Source organism: Streptomyces sp. NBC_00461 (assembly GCF_036013935.1).
Taxonomy (GTDB): domain Bacteria; phylum Actinomycetota; class Actinomycetes; order Streptomycetales; family Streptomycetaceae; genus Streptomyces.
In genome coordinates, this window is record NZ_CP107902.1 from 7,027,178 (window position 1) to 7,044,529 (window position 17,352).

A 17,352-nucleotide genomic window follows, 5' to 3' on the forward strand; every position below is an offset into this window, starting at 1 on the left:
CCCGGTCGATGGCGTCAGTCTCAGCCGAGTGGGACGATTCCGGTGTAAGCCCTCAAAGGGGATCTCCCTGAAGGGAGGGCGCCATGTCCGCCTTCCATGAAGAGATCGACGTAGACCGCACTCCCGAAGACGTCTGGGCGTACGTCATCGATCCGTCACATCTGCCCGAGTGGCAGCTGAGCGCGGTCTCCGCGGAACAGCTCGACGAGGGGCCGCTCCACCCCGGTTCCCGGGTCCGCGTCACCCGCCGGGTCGGGCGCCGCGAGATGCCGATGACCATGGAGTTCACCGAGTACGACCCGCCGCACAGCTGGGGTCTGCGCGGTATAGACGGCCCGGTCAGGGGGCACTTCCACGGGGCGGTGGAGCCGCTCGACGACGGTCGGCGGTCCCGCGTGACGATGGACCTCGACTTCGACGGCCACGGCATCGGCAAGGTCCTTCTGCCACTCCTCGTCCGCCCCCAGGTCCGCAAGGAGCTGCCGCGCAACGAGCAGTTGCTGAAGGACAGGCTGGAGCACAAGGCGACCACGTAGGGCCTCCGGGTTCAGGCGCCGACGAGAGGTGCAGACGTCGTCGGGGCTCCAGCGGCGTTGTCCACGTAACCCCAGGTCAGGCAGGACCGCGGGGTCGCCGCCGGGCCGTCCGCGGTGGTGGAGGGAGGATCAGTAGGGGCCGTCGACGCCCGCACTCGCAGCCGTGGGCCGCAGGTCACCCGATTCGATCTGCGACACTGGTTGAGCTATGCCTAAGCCCGGAGAACTCACTTTCGTCGCCCCCCGCGGAGCCAAGAAGCCGCCGCGGCACCTTGCCGACCTCACGCCTGCCGAGCGCAAGGAAGCGGTGGCCGAGATCGGCGAGAAGCCGTTTCGTGCCAAGCAGCTCTCGCAGCACTACTTCGCGCGGTTCGCGCACGACCCGGCGGAGTGGACCGACATTCCGGCCGGCTCGCGCGGGAAGCTGCAGGAGGTGCTGCTTCCCGAGCTGATGACCGTCGTACGGCATCTGTCGACGGACGAGGGGACGACCCGCAAGACGCTGTGGCGGCTGTTCGACGGGACGCTCGTCGAGTCGGTGCTGATGCGGTATCCCGACCGGGTGACCATGTGCATCAGTTCGCAGGCCGGGTGCGGGATGAACTGCCCGTTCTGTGCGACCGGGCAGGCGGGGCTGGACCGGAATCTGTCCACCGCCGAGATCGTCCATCAGATCGTGGACGGGATGCGGGCGCTGCGGGACGGTGAGGTCCCCGGTGGGCCCGCGCGGCTTTCCAACATCGTGTTCATGGGCATGGGCGAGCCTCTCGCCAACTACAAGCGGGTCGTGGGAGCCGTACGGGCGCTCACCGACCCTGCCCCCGACGGGCTCGGGCTGTCGCAGCGCGGCATCACCGTGTCGACCGTCGGGCTCGTCCCGGCGATCCACCGGTTCGCCGACGAGGGCTTCAAGTGCCGGCTCGCCATCTCGCTGCACGCCCCCGACGACGAGTTGCGCGACACCCTCGTCCCCGTCAACACCCGGTGGAAGGTGCGCGAGGTCCTCGACGCCGGGTTCGAGTACGTGGAGAAGAGCGGGCGACGGCTGAGCATCGAGTACGCGCTCATTCGCGACATCAACGACCAGGCCTGGCGTGGTGACCGGCTCGGCCGGCTACTCAAGGGCAAGCCCGTGCACGTCAACCTCATTCCGCTGAACCCGACGCCGGGTTCGAAGTGGACGGCCTCACGGCCCGAGGACGAGAAGGCGTTCGTCGAGGCCATCGCGGCGCACGGCGTGCCGGTGACCGTCCGGGACACCCGGGGCCAGGAGATCGACGGAGCCTGCGGCCAGCTCGCTGCCACCGAGCGGTGACCGGGTAACCTGACCCGTACGTACATCTTCATATTCCGACAGGGGAGCGCCACAGCGCTGAGAGTGCGGCAACCGGGCCGCAGACCCTCTGAACCTTGCCCAGGTCATTCTGGGTAGGAAGTTCGGTCTTCACTCAAGCTGTTGCGCCCTGCCCGGGAGCCGGCGGATCTTTCCGACGGTCCCGGGCAGGGCCGCGTCTCTTCCTGGTCAGCCAGGAGGAATCCAGTGCACACCAAGACGTTCGTGGCCGCCGCGGTCGGCCTCGGCCTGATCACGCTGTCCGCGTGCGGGTCGTCGTCCGGCAGCGGGGGCTCGGCGGACTCCAGGACCGTCACCCTCGTCAGCCACGACTCGTGGGCCGTCTCCAAGAATGTCCTCGCCGACTTCGAGAAGCAGTCCGGCTACAAGGTCCACGTCCTCGAGGACGGTGACGCGGGGCAGGCCGTCAACAAGGCCATCCTCACCAAGGACAACCCGCAGGGCGACGTCTTCTTCGGCGTCGACAACACCCTGCTGTCGCGGGCGCTCGACAACGGCCTCTTCCAGCCGTACGAGGCGAAGGGCGCAGGTCAGATCCAGGCGCAGTACCGGGTCGACCAGGACAAGCACCGCGTCACGCCCATCGACTCCGGCGACATCTGCGTCAACTACGACAAGGCGTACTTCAGCAAGCACAAGCTGGCCCCGCCGCAGTCGTTCGACGACCTGGTCAAGCCCGCGTACAAGAACCTCCTCGTCACCGAGAACGCCTCCACCTCCTCGCCCGGCCTCGGCTTCCTGCTCGGTACCGCGGCCAAGTACGGCGACAACGGCTGGCAGGGCTACTGGAAGAAGCTCACGGCGAACGGCGTCAAGGTCGTCGACGGCTGGGAGCAGGCGTACACCGAGGAGTTCTCCGGGTCAGCCGGCGGCAAGAAGGCCAAGGCCGACCGGCCGCTCGTCGTGTCGTACGCCTCCTCGCCGCCCGCCGAGGTGATCTACAGCCACCCGAAGCCGAAGACCGCGCCGACCGGAGTGTCGTACGGCACCTGCTTCCGGCAGATCGAGTACGCGGGGCTGCTCAGCAACGCCAGGAACAGCAAGGGCGGTAAGGCGTTCCTCGACTTCCTGCTCACCAAGGAGTTCCAGGACGACATGCCGCTCAACATGTTCGTCTACCCGGTGCGCGAGGGCGCCCAGGTGCCGCCCGAGTTCGTGAAGTACGGGCCGCAGGCCAAGGACCCCGAGACCATGGCCCCGACCAGGATCGCCGCCAGCCGTGACCAGTGGGTCAAGTCGTGGACGTCACTCGTACTGAAGTAGCGCCGCGCAGGCGCCAGAACGCGGCGCGGCTCGGGCTCATGGCCGTGCCGGTCGCGTTCTTCGCCCTGTTCTTCGCCTGGCCCGTCGCCGCGATCGTGGCGCGCGGGCTCAAGGTCGACGGCGCCTGGCAGTTCGGCCGGATCGTGGACGTCGTCGCGCAGTCCGACATCCGGCACGTGCTGTGGTTCACCACGTGGCAGGCGCTCGCCTCCACCGCGCTCACGCTGCTGATCGCGCTCCCCGGCGCGTACGTCTTCGCGCGCTTCGACTTCCCCGGCAAGCAGGTCCTGCGGGCCGTCGTCACCGTCCCCTTCGTGCTGCCGACGGTCGTCGTCGGTACGGCGTTCCTGGCGCTCGTCGGACGCGGGGGACTCCTCGACGAGATGTGGGGCGTACGGCTGGACACCACCGTCTGGGCCATCCTGCTCGCGCACGTCTTCTTCAACTACGCCGTCGTCGTACGGACCGTCGGCGGCCTGTGGGGGCAACTCGACCCGCGTCAGGAGGAGGCGGCGCGGATGCTGGGCGCCTCGCGATTCCGGGCCTGGCGCAGGGTCACGCTGCCCGCTCTCGCGCCCGCAGTCGCCGCCGCCGCGCTCATGGTCTTCCTCTTCACCTTCACCTCCTTCGGTGTGGTGCAGATCCTGGGCGGGCCGACCTTCTCCACGCTCGAGGTGGAGATCTACCGGCAGACCTCCGAGATCTTCGACCTGTCCACGGCCGCCGTACTCACGATCGTCCAGTTCGTGGCGGTGGGCGCGATCCTCGCCGTGCACGCCTGGACGGTACAGCGGCGGGAGACCGCGCTGCGGCTGGTGGACGCGAACACCACGGCCCGGCGGCCGCACGGGGCCGGGCAGTGGGCGCTGCTGGCCGGTGTCCTCGGCACCATCGCCGTCCTGCTCGTGCTGCCGCTCGCCGTCCTGGTGCAACGGTCGCTGGGCGCACCCGGCTTCGGCTACTACCGGGCGCTCACGAGCGAGGACGGCGGAATCTTCCTCGTCCCGCCGATCCAGGCGATCGGCAACTCCCTCCAGTACGCCCTCGCCGCCACCGCCATCGCCGTGGTGATCGGTGCTCTCGCCGCCGCGGCCCTGACCCGCAGGGACGCGGGCCGGCTGGTCCGCGGCTTCGACGCGCTGCTGATGCTGCCGCTCGGCGTCTCCGCGGTGACCGTCGGCTTCGGCTTCCTGATCGCCCTCGACGAGCCCCCGCTGGACCTGCGCCAGTCCTGGATCCTGGTGCCGCTCGCGCAGGCGCTGGTGGGCGTCCCCTTCGTCGTACGGACCATGCTGCCCGTGCTGCGGGCCGTGGACGCGCGGCTGCGGGAGGCCGCGGCCGTGCTCGGGGCGTCGCCATGGCGGGTGTGGCGGGAGGTCGATCTGCCGATGGTGCGGCGGGCGCTGCTGGTCGCGGCCGGGTTCGCGTTCGCGGTGTCGCTGGGGGAGTTCGGGGCGACCGTGTTCATCGCGCGGCCCGACAACCCGACGCTGCCGGTCGCCGTGGCGCGACTGCTCGGCCGGCCCGGCGATCTCAACTACGGCCAGGCGATGGCCCTTTCGACGATTCTGATGGTGGTGTGCGCGGTGGCGCTGCTGGTCCTTGAGCGGCTCCGTACCGACCGGACCGGGGAGTTCTAGATGCTGCTGAGCCTGGAAGAGGCGACCGTGCGGTTCGGCGGGCGGGCCGTGCTCGACGCCGTCGGCCTCGATGTCGCCGAGCACGAGATCGTGTGCGTGCTCGGGCCCAGCGGCAGTGGCAAGTCGACGCTGCTGCGGGTGGTGGCGGGGCTGCAGCCCCTGGACGGCGGGCGGGTGTCGCTCGACGGACGGGACCAGTCGGGCGTGCCCGCGCACAAGCGTGGGGTGGGTCTGATGTTCCAGGACCATCAGCTGTTCCCGCAACGGGACGTGGGCGGGAACGTCGCCTTCGGGCTGCGGATGCGCGGGGTTTCACGCCCTCAACAGGACGAGCGGGTACGGGAGTTGCTGGAACTCGTCGGTCTCCCGGGCGCCGCCCGCCGGGCCGTCGCCTCGCTGTCCGGCGGTGAGCAGCAGCGCGTCGCGCTGGCCCGTGCGCTCGCGCCCCGTCCCCGGCTGCTGATGCTGGACGAGCCGCTCGGTCAGCTGGACCGCTCGCTGCGGGAGCGGCTGGTCGTCGAACTCAGGGAACTCTTCGGACGGTTGGGCACCACGGTCCTCGCCGTGACACACGACCAGGGCGAGGCCTTCGCGCTCGCCGACCGGGTCGTGGTGATGCGGGACGGGCGGATCGCCCAGTCCGGTACGCCACTTGAGGTGTGGCAGCGACCCGCGGACGAGTTCGTGGCCCGCTTCCTCGGCTTCGACAACGTGGTCGAGGGGATGGTGAGCGGTGAGGCCGCGGACACCCCCTGGGGCAAGCTGCCGGTGACCGAGGACGCTCCGCAGGGGACGCGAACCCTGCTCGTACGCCCCGCCGGTGTGCGTGTGGTCCCCGCCGACGAGGGCCTGCGCTGCACGGTGGCCGCACGCACCTTCAAGGGCACCCACGTCGCCGTACAGCTGCAGCCGGAGGACGCGCCGAGGCTGGAGGCGGCGGTGGCGCTGCGGGAGGCGCCGGAGGTGGGGGAGGCGGTCGGGGTGGAGTTCGATGCCGCCGAAATCGTGGTGCTCGGCTGAGGGGACCGGTCGTAGGGTGATCGACATGACGCTGCTTGCACATGACCGCTACTGCGACGAGATCGCCCACCAGGTCGAACAGTTGAGGGCGGTGGTGACGAGTGGCGCCGATCTGTCCGCGACTGTCCCGACCTGTCCGGACTGGACCCTGGAACAACTCAACCTGCACATGGGCGGCGTCCTGCGCTGGGCTGGGACGCTCGTGCGGAAGCGAGCCGAGGAGAACGTCCCCGACGAGGAGATCCCGCGGGGCGACGGCCCCGAGACCCCGGGGGACGCCGAAGCCCTCGACGCCTGGCTGGCGGAGGCCGGGGAGCTGGCGGTGGGCGCGATGCGCGAGGCCGGGCCCGACGCGAAGGTATGGGCCTGGGCCGGGATCCACACGTCCGGCTTCTGGGCGCGACGCATGGCGCACGAGATCACCGTCCACCGGGCGGACGCCGCACTGGCCGCCGGGCTGCCGTACGAGGTCGCGCCCGAGGTGGCCGCCGACACGATCGACGAGTGGCTGCAGATCGTGGAATGGTCCCAGCGGGCCGAGCCGGACGAGGCCGCTTCGCGAGAGCTGCGCGGACCCGGTCGCAGCATCCATCTCCACGCCACCGACACCGCCCCCGAGCTGAACGCCGAGTGGGTCGTCGAACTCACCGAGGACGGGGTCTCCTGGCACCGCGGCCACGAGAAGGCGGACGTCGCCCTGCGCGGCCCCCTCACCCCGCTCCTTCTCGCCTTCTACGGCCGAATCCCGCTGGACAGCCCCGAGTTGGAGGTCCTCGGCGACCGGGAGCTGCTGGAGTTCTGGCTGGAGCGGGCCAGCTTCTGAACGACTGAGGCCCGCCCCCCGGGGATACGGGGACGGGCCACAGCGGTGTCCTGCGAGAGGCGTCAGCGGCTGCTGTTCGCCCCACGACGGCGCATGCCGAAGAAGACGGCGCCGCCGCCGACCACGACCAGCGCGCCCGCGACACCGGCGATCAGGCCGGTGTTGGAGTTCGCGCCGGTCTCGGCGAGGTTCGAGTCACCGGCCGCCGGGGACGGCGCGTTGCTCGGGGTGCCGGCCGGAGCGGTGGTGCTCTCGGAGGCCGACGGGGTCGGAGTCGGTGACTCCTCGGCCGGAGGCGTGGTGGACTCCGACGGCGACGGGGTCGCGGGCGGCGTCGACTCGTCCTTCGAGCAGCCCTCGGACGGGGTCGTCAGGTTCGGCGTGATGTCCTTGTCGACGATCGTGCGATCGCCCCTGCCGGCCGAGACGTGGACGCGGTACTCGGCGTTCGGCTTCCAGTCCTCGGAGAAGGTGACGACCGTGCCTTCGCGCGAGCCGGTCACCTCCTGCTCGCCGACCTTCTGCACGTCGGCGCCGTTGTTCTCGAGGAACACGGTGACCGTTGCCGGGGTACCGGAGGCGTCCTGGTCGGTGACCGAGATGACGCCCTTGCTGCCGTCGCACTTGGCTTCGGCGGAGAACTCACTGATGTTGCAGGCGAGTGCACTGCCCGCGGCGCTCAGCGCGAGCGCGGAGGAGGCGGCGGCAACGCCCAGGATCTGCACGGAACGACGTGCGGTACGGCGAGTTATGGACACGTTTGCCCTTCACGGGATGCGCAACTGCGGGGGGTTTACGGCGGGAAGTGAGACGACAGTCGAGGTGAAGCCTCACGTACCCCATGAGACTCACAGGTTTATAAGCGTTCCATAAGGAGTGTCAATGCAAAGGCGGGCCTGGACCGTTGGCTTTGCACTCTCATTAACCAGCGAGACGTTTCAACGCCTCCGGAGCCTCCTCGATCCGGTCAACGAGTGCGATACGGGACTCCATCGAGCGTTCCCGGGCGAGTGCCCGCAAGAGGGGCCAGGCCGGCAACCGCTCCGTCCAGTGCGCCCGGTCGACGAGCACCATGGGCGTCGGTTCGCCGCGCGACTCGTAGTAGTTGGGCGTCGCGTTGTCGAAGATCTCCTGTACGGTGCCGGCGGCGCCCGGCAGGAAGACCACGCCCGCGTTCGAGCGGGCCAGCAGGCCGTCCTCGCGGGTGGCGTTGGCGAAGTACTTGGCGATGTGCGAGGCGAACGGGTTCGGCGGCTCGTGGCCGTAGAACCAGGTGGGGATGCCGATCGAGTGGTTGCCCTTCGGCCAGCGGGCGCGCACCTCGAACGCGTACCGCGCCCACTCGCTGACCGACGGCGCGAACGACGGGGCCTTCGCCAGGAGTTCGCAGGCCTCGTCCAGCATGGCGTCGTCGTACGGCGCCGCGTACGCGCCGAGGTTCGCCGCCTCCATCGCCCCCGGTCCGCCGCCCGTCGCCACCGTGAACCCGCCGCGGCTCAGCTCCCGGCCCAGGCGCGCCGCGCCGGCGTACGCCTGCGTCCCGCGCGCCATCGCGTGACCGCCCATGACACCCACCACCCGTGCGCCCCGCAGGAGTTCGTCGAGGGCGTCGGTGACGGAGTCGTCGTGGACGGCGCGCAGCATCGAGGCGTATATGTCGCCGTCGGCCTTGGTGCGCTGGAACCAGGTGTACGCGAGGGCGTCCGGCGTCCGCTCGTACCCCTTGTCCAGTGAGGCGAACAGCTCGTCGGGCGTGTAGAGATGACCGCGGTAGGGGTCGAAGGGCAGATGCGGGACGGGCGGGAAGAGCAGGGCGCCGTCGGCGCGGACCTTCGCCGCCGCGTCCTCGCGCATCGGGCAGCCGAGGAAGACGGCCTCGGCGGTGGCGGTGGTGAGCAACTCCCGCGTACGGTCCGTCAGATCGACGCCCTGCACGCGGTAGCCGGAGAGGGTGCCGCGGGCCGAGACGGTCGCGTCGAAGTCCTCGAGCGTCTCGATCTCGCGGTCGTCGTGGTGGGCCGCATGGGCCGGGCTCGTCTGCACGGCCCCATGCTAGGCAGAGCGATGTCGGGGCGGACGTCTCAGCCCTGGACCGCCGCCGGGTCCATCCACACGACCTCCCAGCTGTGGCCGTCGAGGTCGTCGAAGGAGCGGCCGTACATGTAGCCGTGGTCCTGGACATCGGCGTTGGCGGTGCCGCCGGCCGCGACCGCCTTGTTCACCAGCTCGTCGACCTTCTCGCGGCTCTCCGCGCTCAGGCAGATCAGCACCTCGCTGGTCTTCGTGGGGTCCGCGATCTCCTTCTTCGTGAAGTCGGCGTAGCGCTGCTTGCTCAGCAGCATCGCGATGATGGTGTCGCTGATCACCACGCAGGCGCATTCGTCGTTGCTGAACTGCGGGTTGATCGTGTAGCCGAGCTGCGTGAAGAACTTCTTCGACGCGTCGACGTCGTCGGTTGCCAGGTTCACGAAGATCATCTGCTGGTACATGTGAGGTCTCCCGTCGGGTGCGTGCCTTTCGGTGGGTTAGACCGGGGACCCGCGCGGAACTCATCGGCTCCCGGGATTTTCCTTCGTACGGGTTCTCAGCGGGCCAGTGGCAGGGCCGCCAGCTCCGCCACGATCAGCGTCAGCGGGCCGAACAGGGCGAGCAGCGTGCCTGCCCGGAGGGCTGCGGCACTGCGCAGCATCGTGGCGGGGGCACCCAGGCGCAACAGGGCGGCAGTGGTGTCGGCCCGGGCGTGCTTCGCCTCCACGGCGGCGATGAGCAGCGTGGCGACGGTGCAGCCGGTGACCAGGAACGTGCCGACGGTGGTGAGCGGGCCGAGGGAGGACGAACTGGTCTCGTACAGCGCCGTCATGGCGAACGCGCCGGAGGCGGCCGCGCAGACGACGCCGAGGGGGCGCCCGATGCGGGTGGCCTCCTCCATCAGGACGCGGCCGGCGAGCAGCCGCAGCGCGCCGGGGCGGGCCGCCTGCAGGAGACGGCCGCACAGATGGGTCAGGCCGGGCCCCGCGAGAGCCAGGCCGAGGGCGGTGAGAGCCCAGCCGACGACGACCGCGGGGGTGCCGGAGGTGAGGCCGCCGGGGAGGGCGAGCCCGGGTACGGCCGAGGTGCGGCCCGCGTAGGCCTGCACGGCCAGACCGACGGTGAGTACGGAGATTCCCCAGGGCAGGCCAGCAGGGGCGCTGTGGGGCGCCGGGGGCTGGGTGGGGTCGGGCGCGGCCGTGACAGGGGGCTCCGCAGAGGCGGGGTGGCCTTCGGACGGCGGTGCGGCGGCGGCAGGACGGCGCTCCGCGACCCGCCGGTGGGCGCCGAAGCGGCCGTACGCCCCGAAGGTCTCCCGTGCCACCGACCGGCCGTACGCCCCGAAGCGGCCGTATCGGCGTGCTGCCGTCCGTGCCGCGGCCGGCCTCGTGTCCCGCGGGGCCAGGACGAACGCCACCGTCACCGAGGAGATGGCCGGGACCAGTGCGAGCAGGGTCAGGGCCGCCGGGAAGGGCAACGGCTGGTCGGCGGCCAGGAAGGCCGAGGCCGCGCCGTCGAAGGGCAGGCCGGTGAGATCGCCGCGGAGCTGGAGGAAGAGCAGGAGCGCCAGCAGCGAACCCAGCATGCAGGACAGGGCCGTGGTCATGGCCGAGATCGCCATCAGACCGGCCGGGCCCAGGCCGATGGCCGAGAGGCCGGCGCGGGGTTTCGTGGCCGGGTCGGTGCGGGCCACCGCCACCGCGAGGTGCACGGTGGCGGCCAGCGGGGTCAGGCACCAGGCCAGACGCAGGGCCGAGCCGGCGGGGTCCTCCGCGTGGCTCATCGCGTAGCCGAGGGCGCACAGCAGGAGGAAACCCGTGCCGGCCGACGCCAGCGCCACCAGGACGCGGCGCAGCAGTACGGCCGGGTGGGCGCCGCGGGTCAGACGGAGAGCGAGCACGCGGCCCGGCCTTCCGCCTCGGCGACCGGGGGCAGATGGACCGTGTTCACGCGCCGGCCGTCCAGCAGCGACACCGTGCGGTCGGCGAGGGCCGCGGTCTCCGCGTCATGGGTGGCCAGGACGACCGTGATGCCGTGCGAGCGGGCCGCCGTGGTGAGCGTGCGCAGGACGTGGGCGCGGTCGGCGCGGTGCAGGGGGGCCGTGGGCTCGTCCGCGAACAGGACGGTGGGCGCCGGGGCGAGGGCGCGCGCGATCGACACGCGCTGCCGCTCGGCCTGCTTCAGTTCGTGCGGGCGCCGACGGGACTTGTCGCCGACGTCGAGGCGTTCCAGCCACTCCAGGGCGGCCGTCTTCGCGCGACGGCGGCTGGTGCCGCGCAGCATCAGAGGGAGGGCGGCGTTCTCCCAGACGTTCAGCTCGGGTACGAGCACGGGGGCCGGGTCGATCCAGCCGAACCGGTCGCGGCGCAGCCGCTCACGGGTCAGGGGGCCCATGGTGTGCACCGGCGCGCTGTTGAACCAGACCTCGCCGCGCTGGGCCGACAGCAGGCCGGACAGGCAGCGCAGCAGCGTCGTCTTGCCGCTGCCCCGGGGGCCGCTGACGGCGAGGATCTCGCCCTCCTTGACGCCGATCGAGACGCCGCTGAGCGCGGGCGAGCCGTCCCTGTGCTGGAAGTGCAGGGCTCGTGCCCAGAGCACGTCGTTGTCCGGCGGGGCCACCATCCGCGTACACCTCGGTTCAGATCCGTTTTTGCCGTGCCACATCCCCCGTGCGGGGGAACGAAGACAGGGCCGATCGGTCACTCGGCACGCTAGGCAGTTCAGGTGGGGATGCCGGACAGCACACGGCCCCGGGCCCCCGTTTCTCACTCGAACGGGCGGCACCGGGGCCGGTGTTGATCATCCAGAACGAAGATCGGTCCACGAAGATCGATCCAGGAGGATCAGAGCTTCGTCCACGCCTCCGTCAGGGTCGCGCGCAGGATCTGCTCGATCTCGTCGAAGGTCTCCTGGTTGGAGATCAGCGGCGGGGCGAGCTGGACGACCGGGTCGCCGCGGTCGTCGGCACGGCAGTACAGGCCGTTGTCGTACAGGGCCTTGGAGAGGAAGCCGTACAGGACGCGCTCGGTCTCCTCGTCGTTGAACGACTCCTTGGTGGCCTTGTCCTTCACCAGCTCGATGCCGTAGAAGAAGCCGTTGCCGCGGACGTCGCCGACGATCGGCAGGTCGTGCAGCTTCTCCAGGGTCGAGCGGAAGGCGCCCTCGTTGTCGAGCACGTGCTGGTTGAGGTTCTCGCGCTCGAACAGGTCGAGGTTGGCGAGGCCGACCGCCGCGGAGACCGGGTGGCCGCCGAAGGTGTAGCCGTGCAGGAAGGTGTTGTCGCCCTTGTAGAACGGCTCGGCCAGACGGTCCGAGACGATGCACGCGCCGATCGGGGAGTAGCCCGAGGTCATGCCCTTGGCGCAGGTGATCATGTCCGGGACGTAGCCGAACTTGTCGCAGGCGAAGGTCGTGCCCAGGCGGCCGAAGGCGCAGATGACCTCGTCCGAGACCAGCAGCACGTCGTACTGGTCGCAGATCTCGCGCACGCGCTGGAAGTAGCCGGGCGGGGGCGGGAAGCAGCCGCCGGCGTTCTGGACCGGCTCCAGGAAGACGGCGGCGACCGTCTCCGGGCCCTCGAAGAGGATCTGCTGCTCGATCTGGTCGGCGGCCCAGCGGCCGAAGGCCTCCGGGTCGTCGCCGAAGAGCGGGGCGCGGTAGATGTTGGTGTTCGGGACCTTGTGCGCGCCCGGGACGAGCGGCTCGAACGGGGCCTTCAGGGCCGGCAGGCCCGTGATCGACAGGGCCCCCTGCGGGGTGCCGTGGTAGGCGACCGCGCGCGAGATGACCTTGTACTTGTTGGGCTTGCCCGTCAGCTTGAAGTACTGCTTGGCGAGCTTCCAGGCGGTCTCCACCGCCTCACCGCCACCGGTGGTGAAGAAGACCTTGTTCAGGTCGCCCGGGGCCTGGTCGGCGAGGCGCTCGGCCAGCTCCACGGCCTTCGGGTGGGCGTAGGACCACACCGGGAAGAACGCCAGCTCCTGCGCCTGCTTGAAGGCCGCCTCGGCGAGCTCCACGCGGCCGTGGCCGGCCTGGACCACGAACAGGCCCGCGAGACCGTCGAGGTAGCGCTTGCCCTTGTCGTCGTAGATGTAAGTGCCCTCGCCCCGGACGATGGTCGGGACCGGCGAGTTCTCGTACGAGGACATGCGGGTGAAGTGCATCCACAGGTGGTCGTACGCGGTGCGGCTGAGGTCCTTGGTGCTCACGGTTATCGGGTCCTCACGGTTATCGGGTTCCCCACATGTAGGTCTGCTTCTTGAGCTTCAGATAGACGAAGCTCTCGGTGGAGCGCACGCCGGGCAGTGCCCGGATGCGTTTGTTGATGACGTCCAGCAGGTGGTCGTCGTCCTCGCAGACGATCTCGGCGAGGATGTCGAACGAGCCCGCCGTCATCACCACGTACTCGACTTCCGACATGGCCGTCAGCGCCTCGGCCACCGGGTCCAGGTCGCCCTCGACGTGGACGCCGACCATCGCCTGCCGGCGGAAACCCACGGTGAGCGGGTCCGTGACGGCGACGATCTGCATCACGCCCTGGTCGAGCAGCTTCTGGACGCGCTGGCGCACGGCCGCCTCGGACAGGCCGACGGCCTTGCCGATCGCGGCGTAGGGCCGGCGGCCGTCCTCCTGGAGCTGTTCGATGATGGCGAGGGAGACGGCATCCAGATGAGGAGTGCCGTTCCTGGACTCGCGGGAGTCCCTGTGCTCTGCGCTTCGACTGGCCACGGGCTCACTGTGCACGACGTCTCGACAGTTCCGCAAGGGTGAACCGATGAAATTCGTTGTTTACGGGACTGAGACCTGCGGATTTCGTAGTCTTCTGGCGATCAGGGGTGTTGAAAACGTGGGCTTGCGGATTAGGGTGGTGTCTCAGCCAATGGACACGTTGGATCCACTCGAACTTGGAGGGCCGGCAGTGAGCACCGAGCTGCGTCGTCTGCGCAATTACATCGACGGTGAGTTCCGGGACGCCGCCGACGGACGGACCACGGAGGTGGTCAACCCCGTGACGGGCGAGGCGTACGCGACCGCGCCGCTGTCCGGACCGGCGGACGTCGACGCCGCGATGGCGGCCGCCGCCGCGGCCTTCCCGGCCTGGCGCGACACCACCCCCGCCGAGCGTCAGAAGGCCCTGCTGAAGATCGCGGACGCGTTCGAGGAGCGCGCCGAGGAACTCATCGCGGCCGAGGTGGAGAACACGGGCAAGCCGATCGGACTCACGCGGTCCGAGGAGATCCCGCCCATGGTCGACCAGATCCGCTTCTTCGCGGGTGCGGCCCGGATGCTGGAGGGGCGCAGCGCCGGCGAGTACATGGAGGGGCTGACCTCGATCGTCCGCCGCGAGCCGATCGGTGTCTGCGCGCAGGTCGCGCCGTGGAACTACCCGATGATGATGGCCGTGTGGAAGTTCGCCCCGGCGCTCGCCGCGGGCAACACGGTCGTGCTGAAGCCCTCGGACACGACCCCCGCGTCGACGGTGCTCATCGCCGACATCATCGGCTCCATCCTGCCCACGGGCGTCTTCAACGTCATCACCGGCGACCGTGACACCGGCCGGCTGATGGTCGAGCACACGACCCCGGCGATGGCGTCCATCACCGGCTCCGTGCGCGCCGGCATGTCGGTCGCCGAGTCGGCGTCCAAGGACCTCAAGCGGGTCCACCTGGAGCTGGGCGGCAAGGCGCCGGTCGTGGTCTTCGAGGACACCGACATCGCCAAGGCCGTCGAGGACATCTCGGTGGCGGGCTTCTTCAACGCCGGCCAGGACTGTACGGCGGCGACCCGTGTCCTCGTCCAGGAGGGCATCCACGACGAGTTCGTGGCCGCGCTCGCGAAGGCGGCCGCCGAAACGAAGACGGGTCAGCCGGACGACGAGGACGTGCTCTTCGGCCCGCTCAACAACCCCAACCAGCTGAAGCAGGTCTCCGGCTTCATCGAGCGGCTGCCCGCCCACGCGAAGGTCGAGGCCGGTGGCCACCAGGTCGGCGAGAAGGGGTACTTCTACGCGCCGACCGTCGTGTCCGGGCTGAAGCAGGACGACGAGATCATCCAGAGGGAGGTCTTCGGGCCGGTCATCACCGTCCAGTCGTTCACGGACGAGGCGCAGGCCGTGGAGTGGGCCAACGGCGTGGAGTACGCGCTCGCGTCGTCGGTGTGGACCAAGGACCACGGGCGTGCGATGCGCATGTCGAAGAAGCTCGACTTCGGGTGCGTGTGGATCAACACGCACATTCCGCTGGTCGCCGAGATGCCGCACGGCGGGTTCAAGAAGTCCGGGTACGGCAAGGACCTGTCGGCGTACGGGTTCGACGACTACACGCGGATCAAGCACGTGATGACGTCGCTGGACGGCTAGGACGGGCCAGTAGCTGGACGGCTGTCCTCCAGCCCTCCAGCCCTCCAGTCCTCACGGAGTGGTACGCGGCCCCGGACGGTCAACCGACCGTCCGGGGCCGCGTGTTGCCCCTCGCCACCCGGCTTGCCCGGCTTGACAGGGTGTCCGGACCGGGGCGAGGCACTCGACGCTGCGTCGATTGTCGGGCCACAGGTGGGGGCGGCATGCTGCGTCAATGCCCCTCACGCCGAAGACGTCCTCGTTCTCTCGTCGGTCCCTGCTGCGCGCGCTGGGCGGTGGCGCGGCGCTCGGTGGCCTGGCCGGCTGCGGGGTGCCTGCCGCGTACGTGCATCCCGGTGATCGCGGAGCCGCCGATCTGTCCGCCAGTGACAAGCGGCTGACCTGGGCGAACTGGCCGCTGTACATCGACACCGACGACGACGATCCGAACCGGCGGCCCACGCTGGATGCCTTCGTCAAGCGCACGGGGATCTCCGTCAAGTACACCGAGGAGATCAACGACAACGACGAGTTCTTCGGCAAGATCAGCCCGGCCCTGATGAACCACCAGCAGACCGGCCGCGACCTCGTCGTCATGAGCGACTGGATGTGCGCGCGGTTCGTGCGACTGGGGTGGGTCCAGGCGATGGACCGGGCGAAGCAGCTCAATGTGGCCGAGTACCTGGATCCGCAGCTGCGTTCGCCCGCCTTCGACCCCGGCCGGAAGTACACGGTGCCGTGGCAGTCCGGCATCACCGGCATCGCGTACGACCGCCGCAGGCTGGGCCGCGAGATCCGGGAGGTGCCCGACCTGTGGGCGCGCGACCTCAAGGGACGGGTGACCCTGCTGTCCGGCCTGGACGAGTCGTTCGCGCTGCTGATGCAGGGCAACGGCGTCGACATCACCCGGTGGACCGCCGCCGACTTCCACCAGGTCTGCGACCAGGTCGAGAAGTACGTGGAAAACGGCCAGATCCGCCGCTTCACCGGTAACGACTACACCAAGGACCTGGTCAGCGGTGACGTGCTGGCCTGTCAGGCGTACTCCGGCGATGTGATCCAGCTCCAGGCCGACAACCCGCACATCCGCTTCGTCGTCCCCGAGGCGGGCGCGGAGCTGTGGGCCGACTCCCTGATGATCCCGGACCTGGCCCGGCACAAGAGGAACGCCGAGCGGCTCGTCGACTACTACTACGAGCCCGAGGTCGCCGCCGAACTCGCCGCCTGGGTGAACTACGTCTGCCCCGTCCCGGCCGCCCAGCACGTCCTCGCCGACGCGAAGGACAAGGACACGGCGGCTCTGGCCGAGAACCCGCTGATCTTCCCCGACGCCGGGATGCGGTCGCGGCTCGTCATCGCGCGGGACATCACCTCGGCGGAGCGGGTGGAGTTCGCGAAGCGCTGGAACAAGATCGTGGGGTTGTGACCCGGCCGCCGTGGCCCTGGATGTGGGCGTCACCGATCGCTGTGATCGCGGTGGTCGACGACGGTCGGCGAAGGGCCCGGACCGCCGCCGGAGCAGGCCGACCGGGTCTTCGAGCCGTCAGCCGCGCGGGCTCGTACGGATGGCGGCGATGTCGAACTGGAGGCGCACCTTCTCGCTCACCATGGCACCGCCCTCCGCCAGTCGCTGGTTGTAGGTCAGGCCCCATTCGGAGCGGTTGATGGTGGTCGTACCGTCGAAGCCCACCCGCTCGTCCCCGAACGGGTCGGTGACATGGCCGATGTAGGTCAGTTCCAGGTCGACCGGCCGGGTGGCGTTCTTGATGGTCAGGTCGCCGTTCATGCGGTAGACGTCGCTGCCCACGAGCTGAACTGCCGTACTGACGAAGCGCAGATGGGGATAGGTCGCCGCGTCCAGGAAGTCGCGGTGGACCAGATGGGCGTCGCGCTGTTCCACACCGGTGTCGACCGACGCGGTGGACAGCACGATCTCGGCGCGTGAACGGGACGGATCTCGGCCGTCGAAGTAGAGCCGGCTCTGGTACTCGGTGAACGCTCCCCGCACGGTCGTGACCAGGGCATGGCGGACGGAGAAACCGATACGACTGTGCGCCGGGTCGATCATCCACTCGCCGGTCAGCGCCGCCTGTGCGGGATCCGACAGATTCGCCGTGGGGGCGAACGCCGGTGGCTGATGGGGGCGTTGCGGTGCGGTTGCGGTGGACGGGGTGGGGGGAGCCGGGCGGCGCAGGGACGCACCCCGGGTGAACAGGTTCATGATTCACGTAACTACGTCATGACAAGGAGCGCCGCAAGCCTCCTTCAAGACCCGCGCACACGGTCGTCACCAATTGCCCCACCGAAGCCGTCGACTTTGCCATCTCTTTACAACCTGTGCCGTGGCTGCC

The 17,352-nt window shown here is 69.9% G+C and carries 16 protein-coding genes; 8 read left to right on the top strand and 8 right to left on the bottom strand.

Annotation, left to right across the window (positions count from 1 at the left end; genetic code table 11):
- The first annotated feature begins 83 nt into the window (after nt 1–83).
- The 6 genes from OG870_RS32900 (at nt 84) to OG870_RS32925 (ending at nt 6,636) form a co-directional block, all read left to right on the top strand.
- On the top strand, nt 84–536 hold the full coding sequence (locus tag OG870_RS32900) for an SRPBCC family protein (protein ID WP_266522189.1): 453 nt from the start codon (nt 84–86) through the stop codon (nt 534–536).
- A gap of 208 nt (nt 537–744) precedes the next feature.
- Entirely contained in the window at nt 745–1,851 is a 1,107-nt protein-coding gene (gene rlmN, locus OG870_RS32905; protein ID WP_266522191.1) for a 23S rRNA (adenine(2503)-C(2))-methyltransferase RlmN, read from the top strand.
- Between the two features lie 225 nt (nt 1,852–2,076).
- On the top strand, nt 2,077–3,153 hold the full coding sequence (locus tag OG870_RS32910) for a thiamine ABC transporter substrate-binding protein (protein WP_266522193.1): 1,077 nt from the start codon (nt 2,077–2,079) through the stop codon (nt 3,151–3,153).
- Between the two features lie 38 nt (nt 3,154–3,191).
- Nucleotides 3,192–4,793: an ABC transporter permease gene (locus OG870_RS32915; RefSeq protein WP_266592516.1), complete on the top strand. Its 1,602-nt coding sequence runs from the start codon at nt 3,192–3,194 to the stop codon at nt 4,791–4,793.
- Complete coding sequence (locus OG870_RS32920) at nt 4,794–5,813, top strand: ABC transporter ATP-binding protein (RefSeq protein WP_266522195.1); 1,020 nt, start codon at nt 4,794–4,796, stop codon at nt 5,811–5,813.
- A 25-nt stretch (nt 5,814–5,838) separates the two neighbouring features.
- Nucleotides 5,839–6,636 (top strand): maleylpyruvate isomerase family mycothiol-dependent enzyme, encoded by a 798-nt coding sequence (locus OG870_RS32925; protein WP_266522197.1) that lies wholly within the window; start codon nt 5,839–5,841, stop codon nt 6,634–6,636.
- Between the two features lie 62 nt (nt 6,637–6,698).
- On the opposite strand, the gene OG870_RS32930 is transcribed toward OG870_RS32925, so the two are convergent.
- The 7 genes from OG870_RS32930 to OG870_RS32960 form a co-directional block, all read right to left on the bottom strand.
- Nucleotides 6,699–7,394, bottom strand: a complete 696-nt coding sequence (locus OG870_RS32930) for an LAETG motif-containing sortase-dependent surface protein (protein WP_266590272.1) — start codon at nt 7,392–7,394, stop codon at nt 6,699–6,701.
- 163 nt (nt 7,395–7,557) lie between these two features.
- On the bottom strand, nt 7,558–8,679 hold the full coding sequence (locus OG870_RS32935; protein WP_266590274.1) for an LOG family protein: 1,122 nt from the start codon (nt 8,677–8,679) through the stop codon (nt 7,558–7,560).
- Between the two features lie 38 nt (nt 8,680–8,717).
- The gene (locus tag OG870_RS32940) at nt 8,718–9,125 is read right to left on the bottom strand and encodes a VOC family protein (RefSeq protein ID WP_266522204.1); all 408 of its coding nucleotides are present in this window, start codon (nt 9,123–9,125) and stop codon (nt 8,718–8,720) included.
- A 95-nt stretch (nt 9,126–9,220) separates the two neighbouring features.
- Nucleotides 9,221–10,564 (bottom strand): hypothetical protein, encoded by a 1,344-nt coding sequence (locus OG870_RS32945; RefSeq protein ID WP_266590276.1) that lies wholly within the window; start codon nt 10,562–10,564, stop codon nt 9,221–9,223.
- Entirely contained in the window at nt 10,546–11,286 is a 741-nt protein-coding gene (locus OG870_RS32950; protein WP_266590278.1) for an ABC transporter ATP-binding protein, read from the bottom strand. Before OG870_RS32950 ends, OG870_RS32945 begins: the two co-directional genes overlap by 19 nt.
- A 221-nt stretch (nt 11,287–11,507) precedes the next feature.
- A complete protein-coding gene (locus OG870_RS32955) occupies nt 11,508–12,872 on the bottom strand; it encodes an aspartate aminotransferase family protein (RefSeq protein WP_266522211.1) in 1,365 nt (454 codons plus the stop codon).
- 19 nt (nt 12,873–12,891) lie between these two features.
- Complete coding sequence (locus OG870_RS32960) at nt 12,892–13,407, bottom strand: Lrp/AsnC family transcriptional regulator (protein ID WP_266522213.1); 516 nt, start codon at nt 13,405–13,407, stop codon at nt 12,892–12,894.
- Between the two features lie 175 nt (nt 13,408–13,582).
- Between OG870_RS32960 and OG870_RS32965 the strand changes: the two genes are divergently transcribed.
- Together OG870_RS32965 and OG870_RS32970 are read left to right on the top strand one after the other, a co-directional pair.
- Nucleotides 13,583–15,022 carry a gamma-aminobutyraldehyde dehydrogenase gene (locus tag OG870_RS32965; protein WP_266522215.1) on the top strand — a complete coding sequence of 480 codons (1,440 nt, stop codon included), beginning with the start codon at nt 13,583–13,585 and terminating at the stop codon, nt 15,020–15,022.
- Between the two features lie 214 nt (nt 15,023–15,236).
- Nucleotides 15,237–16,427: a polyamine ABC transporter substrate-binding protein gene (locus OG870_RS32970; protein WP_266843786.1), complete on the top strand. Its 1,191-nt coding sequence runs from the start codon at nt 15,237–15,239 to the stop codon at nt 16,425–16,427.
- A 117-nt stretch (nt 16,428–16,544) separates the two neighbouring features.
- On the opposite strand, the gene OG870_RS32975 is transcribed toward OG870_RS32970, so the two are convergent.
- Nucleotides 16,545–17,222, bottom strand: coding sequence for a YceI family protein (locus tag OG870_RS32975; protein ID WP_266522218.1), 678 nt, complete (start codon nt 17,220–17,222; stop codon nt 16,545–16,547).
- Nucleotides 17,223–17,352 lie beyond the last annotated feature (130 nt).

What these genes read in the sequence shown, in the direction of transcription:
- OG870_RS32900 (WP_266522189.1), top strand. Translation starts at nt 84, where the DNA reads ATGTCCGCCTTCCATGAAGAGATCGACGTAGACCGCACTCCCGAAGAC.
- rlmN (WP_266522191.1), top strand. Translation starts at nt 745, where the DNA reads ATGCCTAAGCCCGGAGAACTCACTTTCGTCGCCCCCCGCGGAGCCAAG.
- OG870_RS32915 (WP_266592516.1), top strand. Translation starts at nt 3,192, where the DNA reads ATGGCCGTGCCGGTCGCGTTCTTCGCCCTGTTCTTCGCCTGGCCCGTC.
- OG870_RS32920 (WP_266522195.1), top strand. Translation starts at nt 4,794, where the DNA reads ATGCTGCTGAGCCTGGAAGAGGCGACCGTGCGGTTCGGCGGGCGGGCC.
- OG870_RS32925 (WP_266522197.1), top strand. Translation starts at nt 5,839, where the DNA reads ATGACGCTGCTTGCACATGACCGCTACTGCGACGAGATCGCCCACCAG.
- OG870_RS32940 (WP_266522204.1), bottom strand. Translation starts at nt 9,125, where the DNA reads ATGTACCAGCAGATGATCTTCGTGAACCTGGCAACCGACGACGTCGAC.
- OG870_RS32950 (WP_266590278.1), bottom strand. Translation starts at nt 11,286, where the DNA reads ATGGTGGCCCCGCCGGACAACGACGTGCTCTGGGCACGAGCCCTGCAC.
- OG870_RS32970 (WP_266843786.1), top strand. Translation starts at nt 15,237, where the DNA reads ATGCCCCTCACGCCGAAGACGTCCTCGTTCTCTCGTCGGTCCCTGCTG.
- OG870_RS32975 (WP_266522218.1), bottom strand. Translation starts at nt 17,222, where the DNA reads ATGAACCTGTTCACCCGGGGTGCGTCCCTGCGCCGCCCGGCTCCCCCC.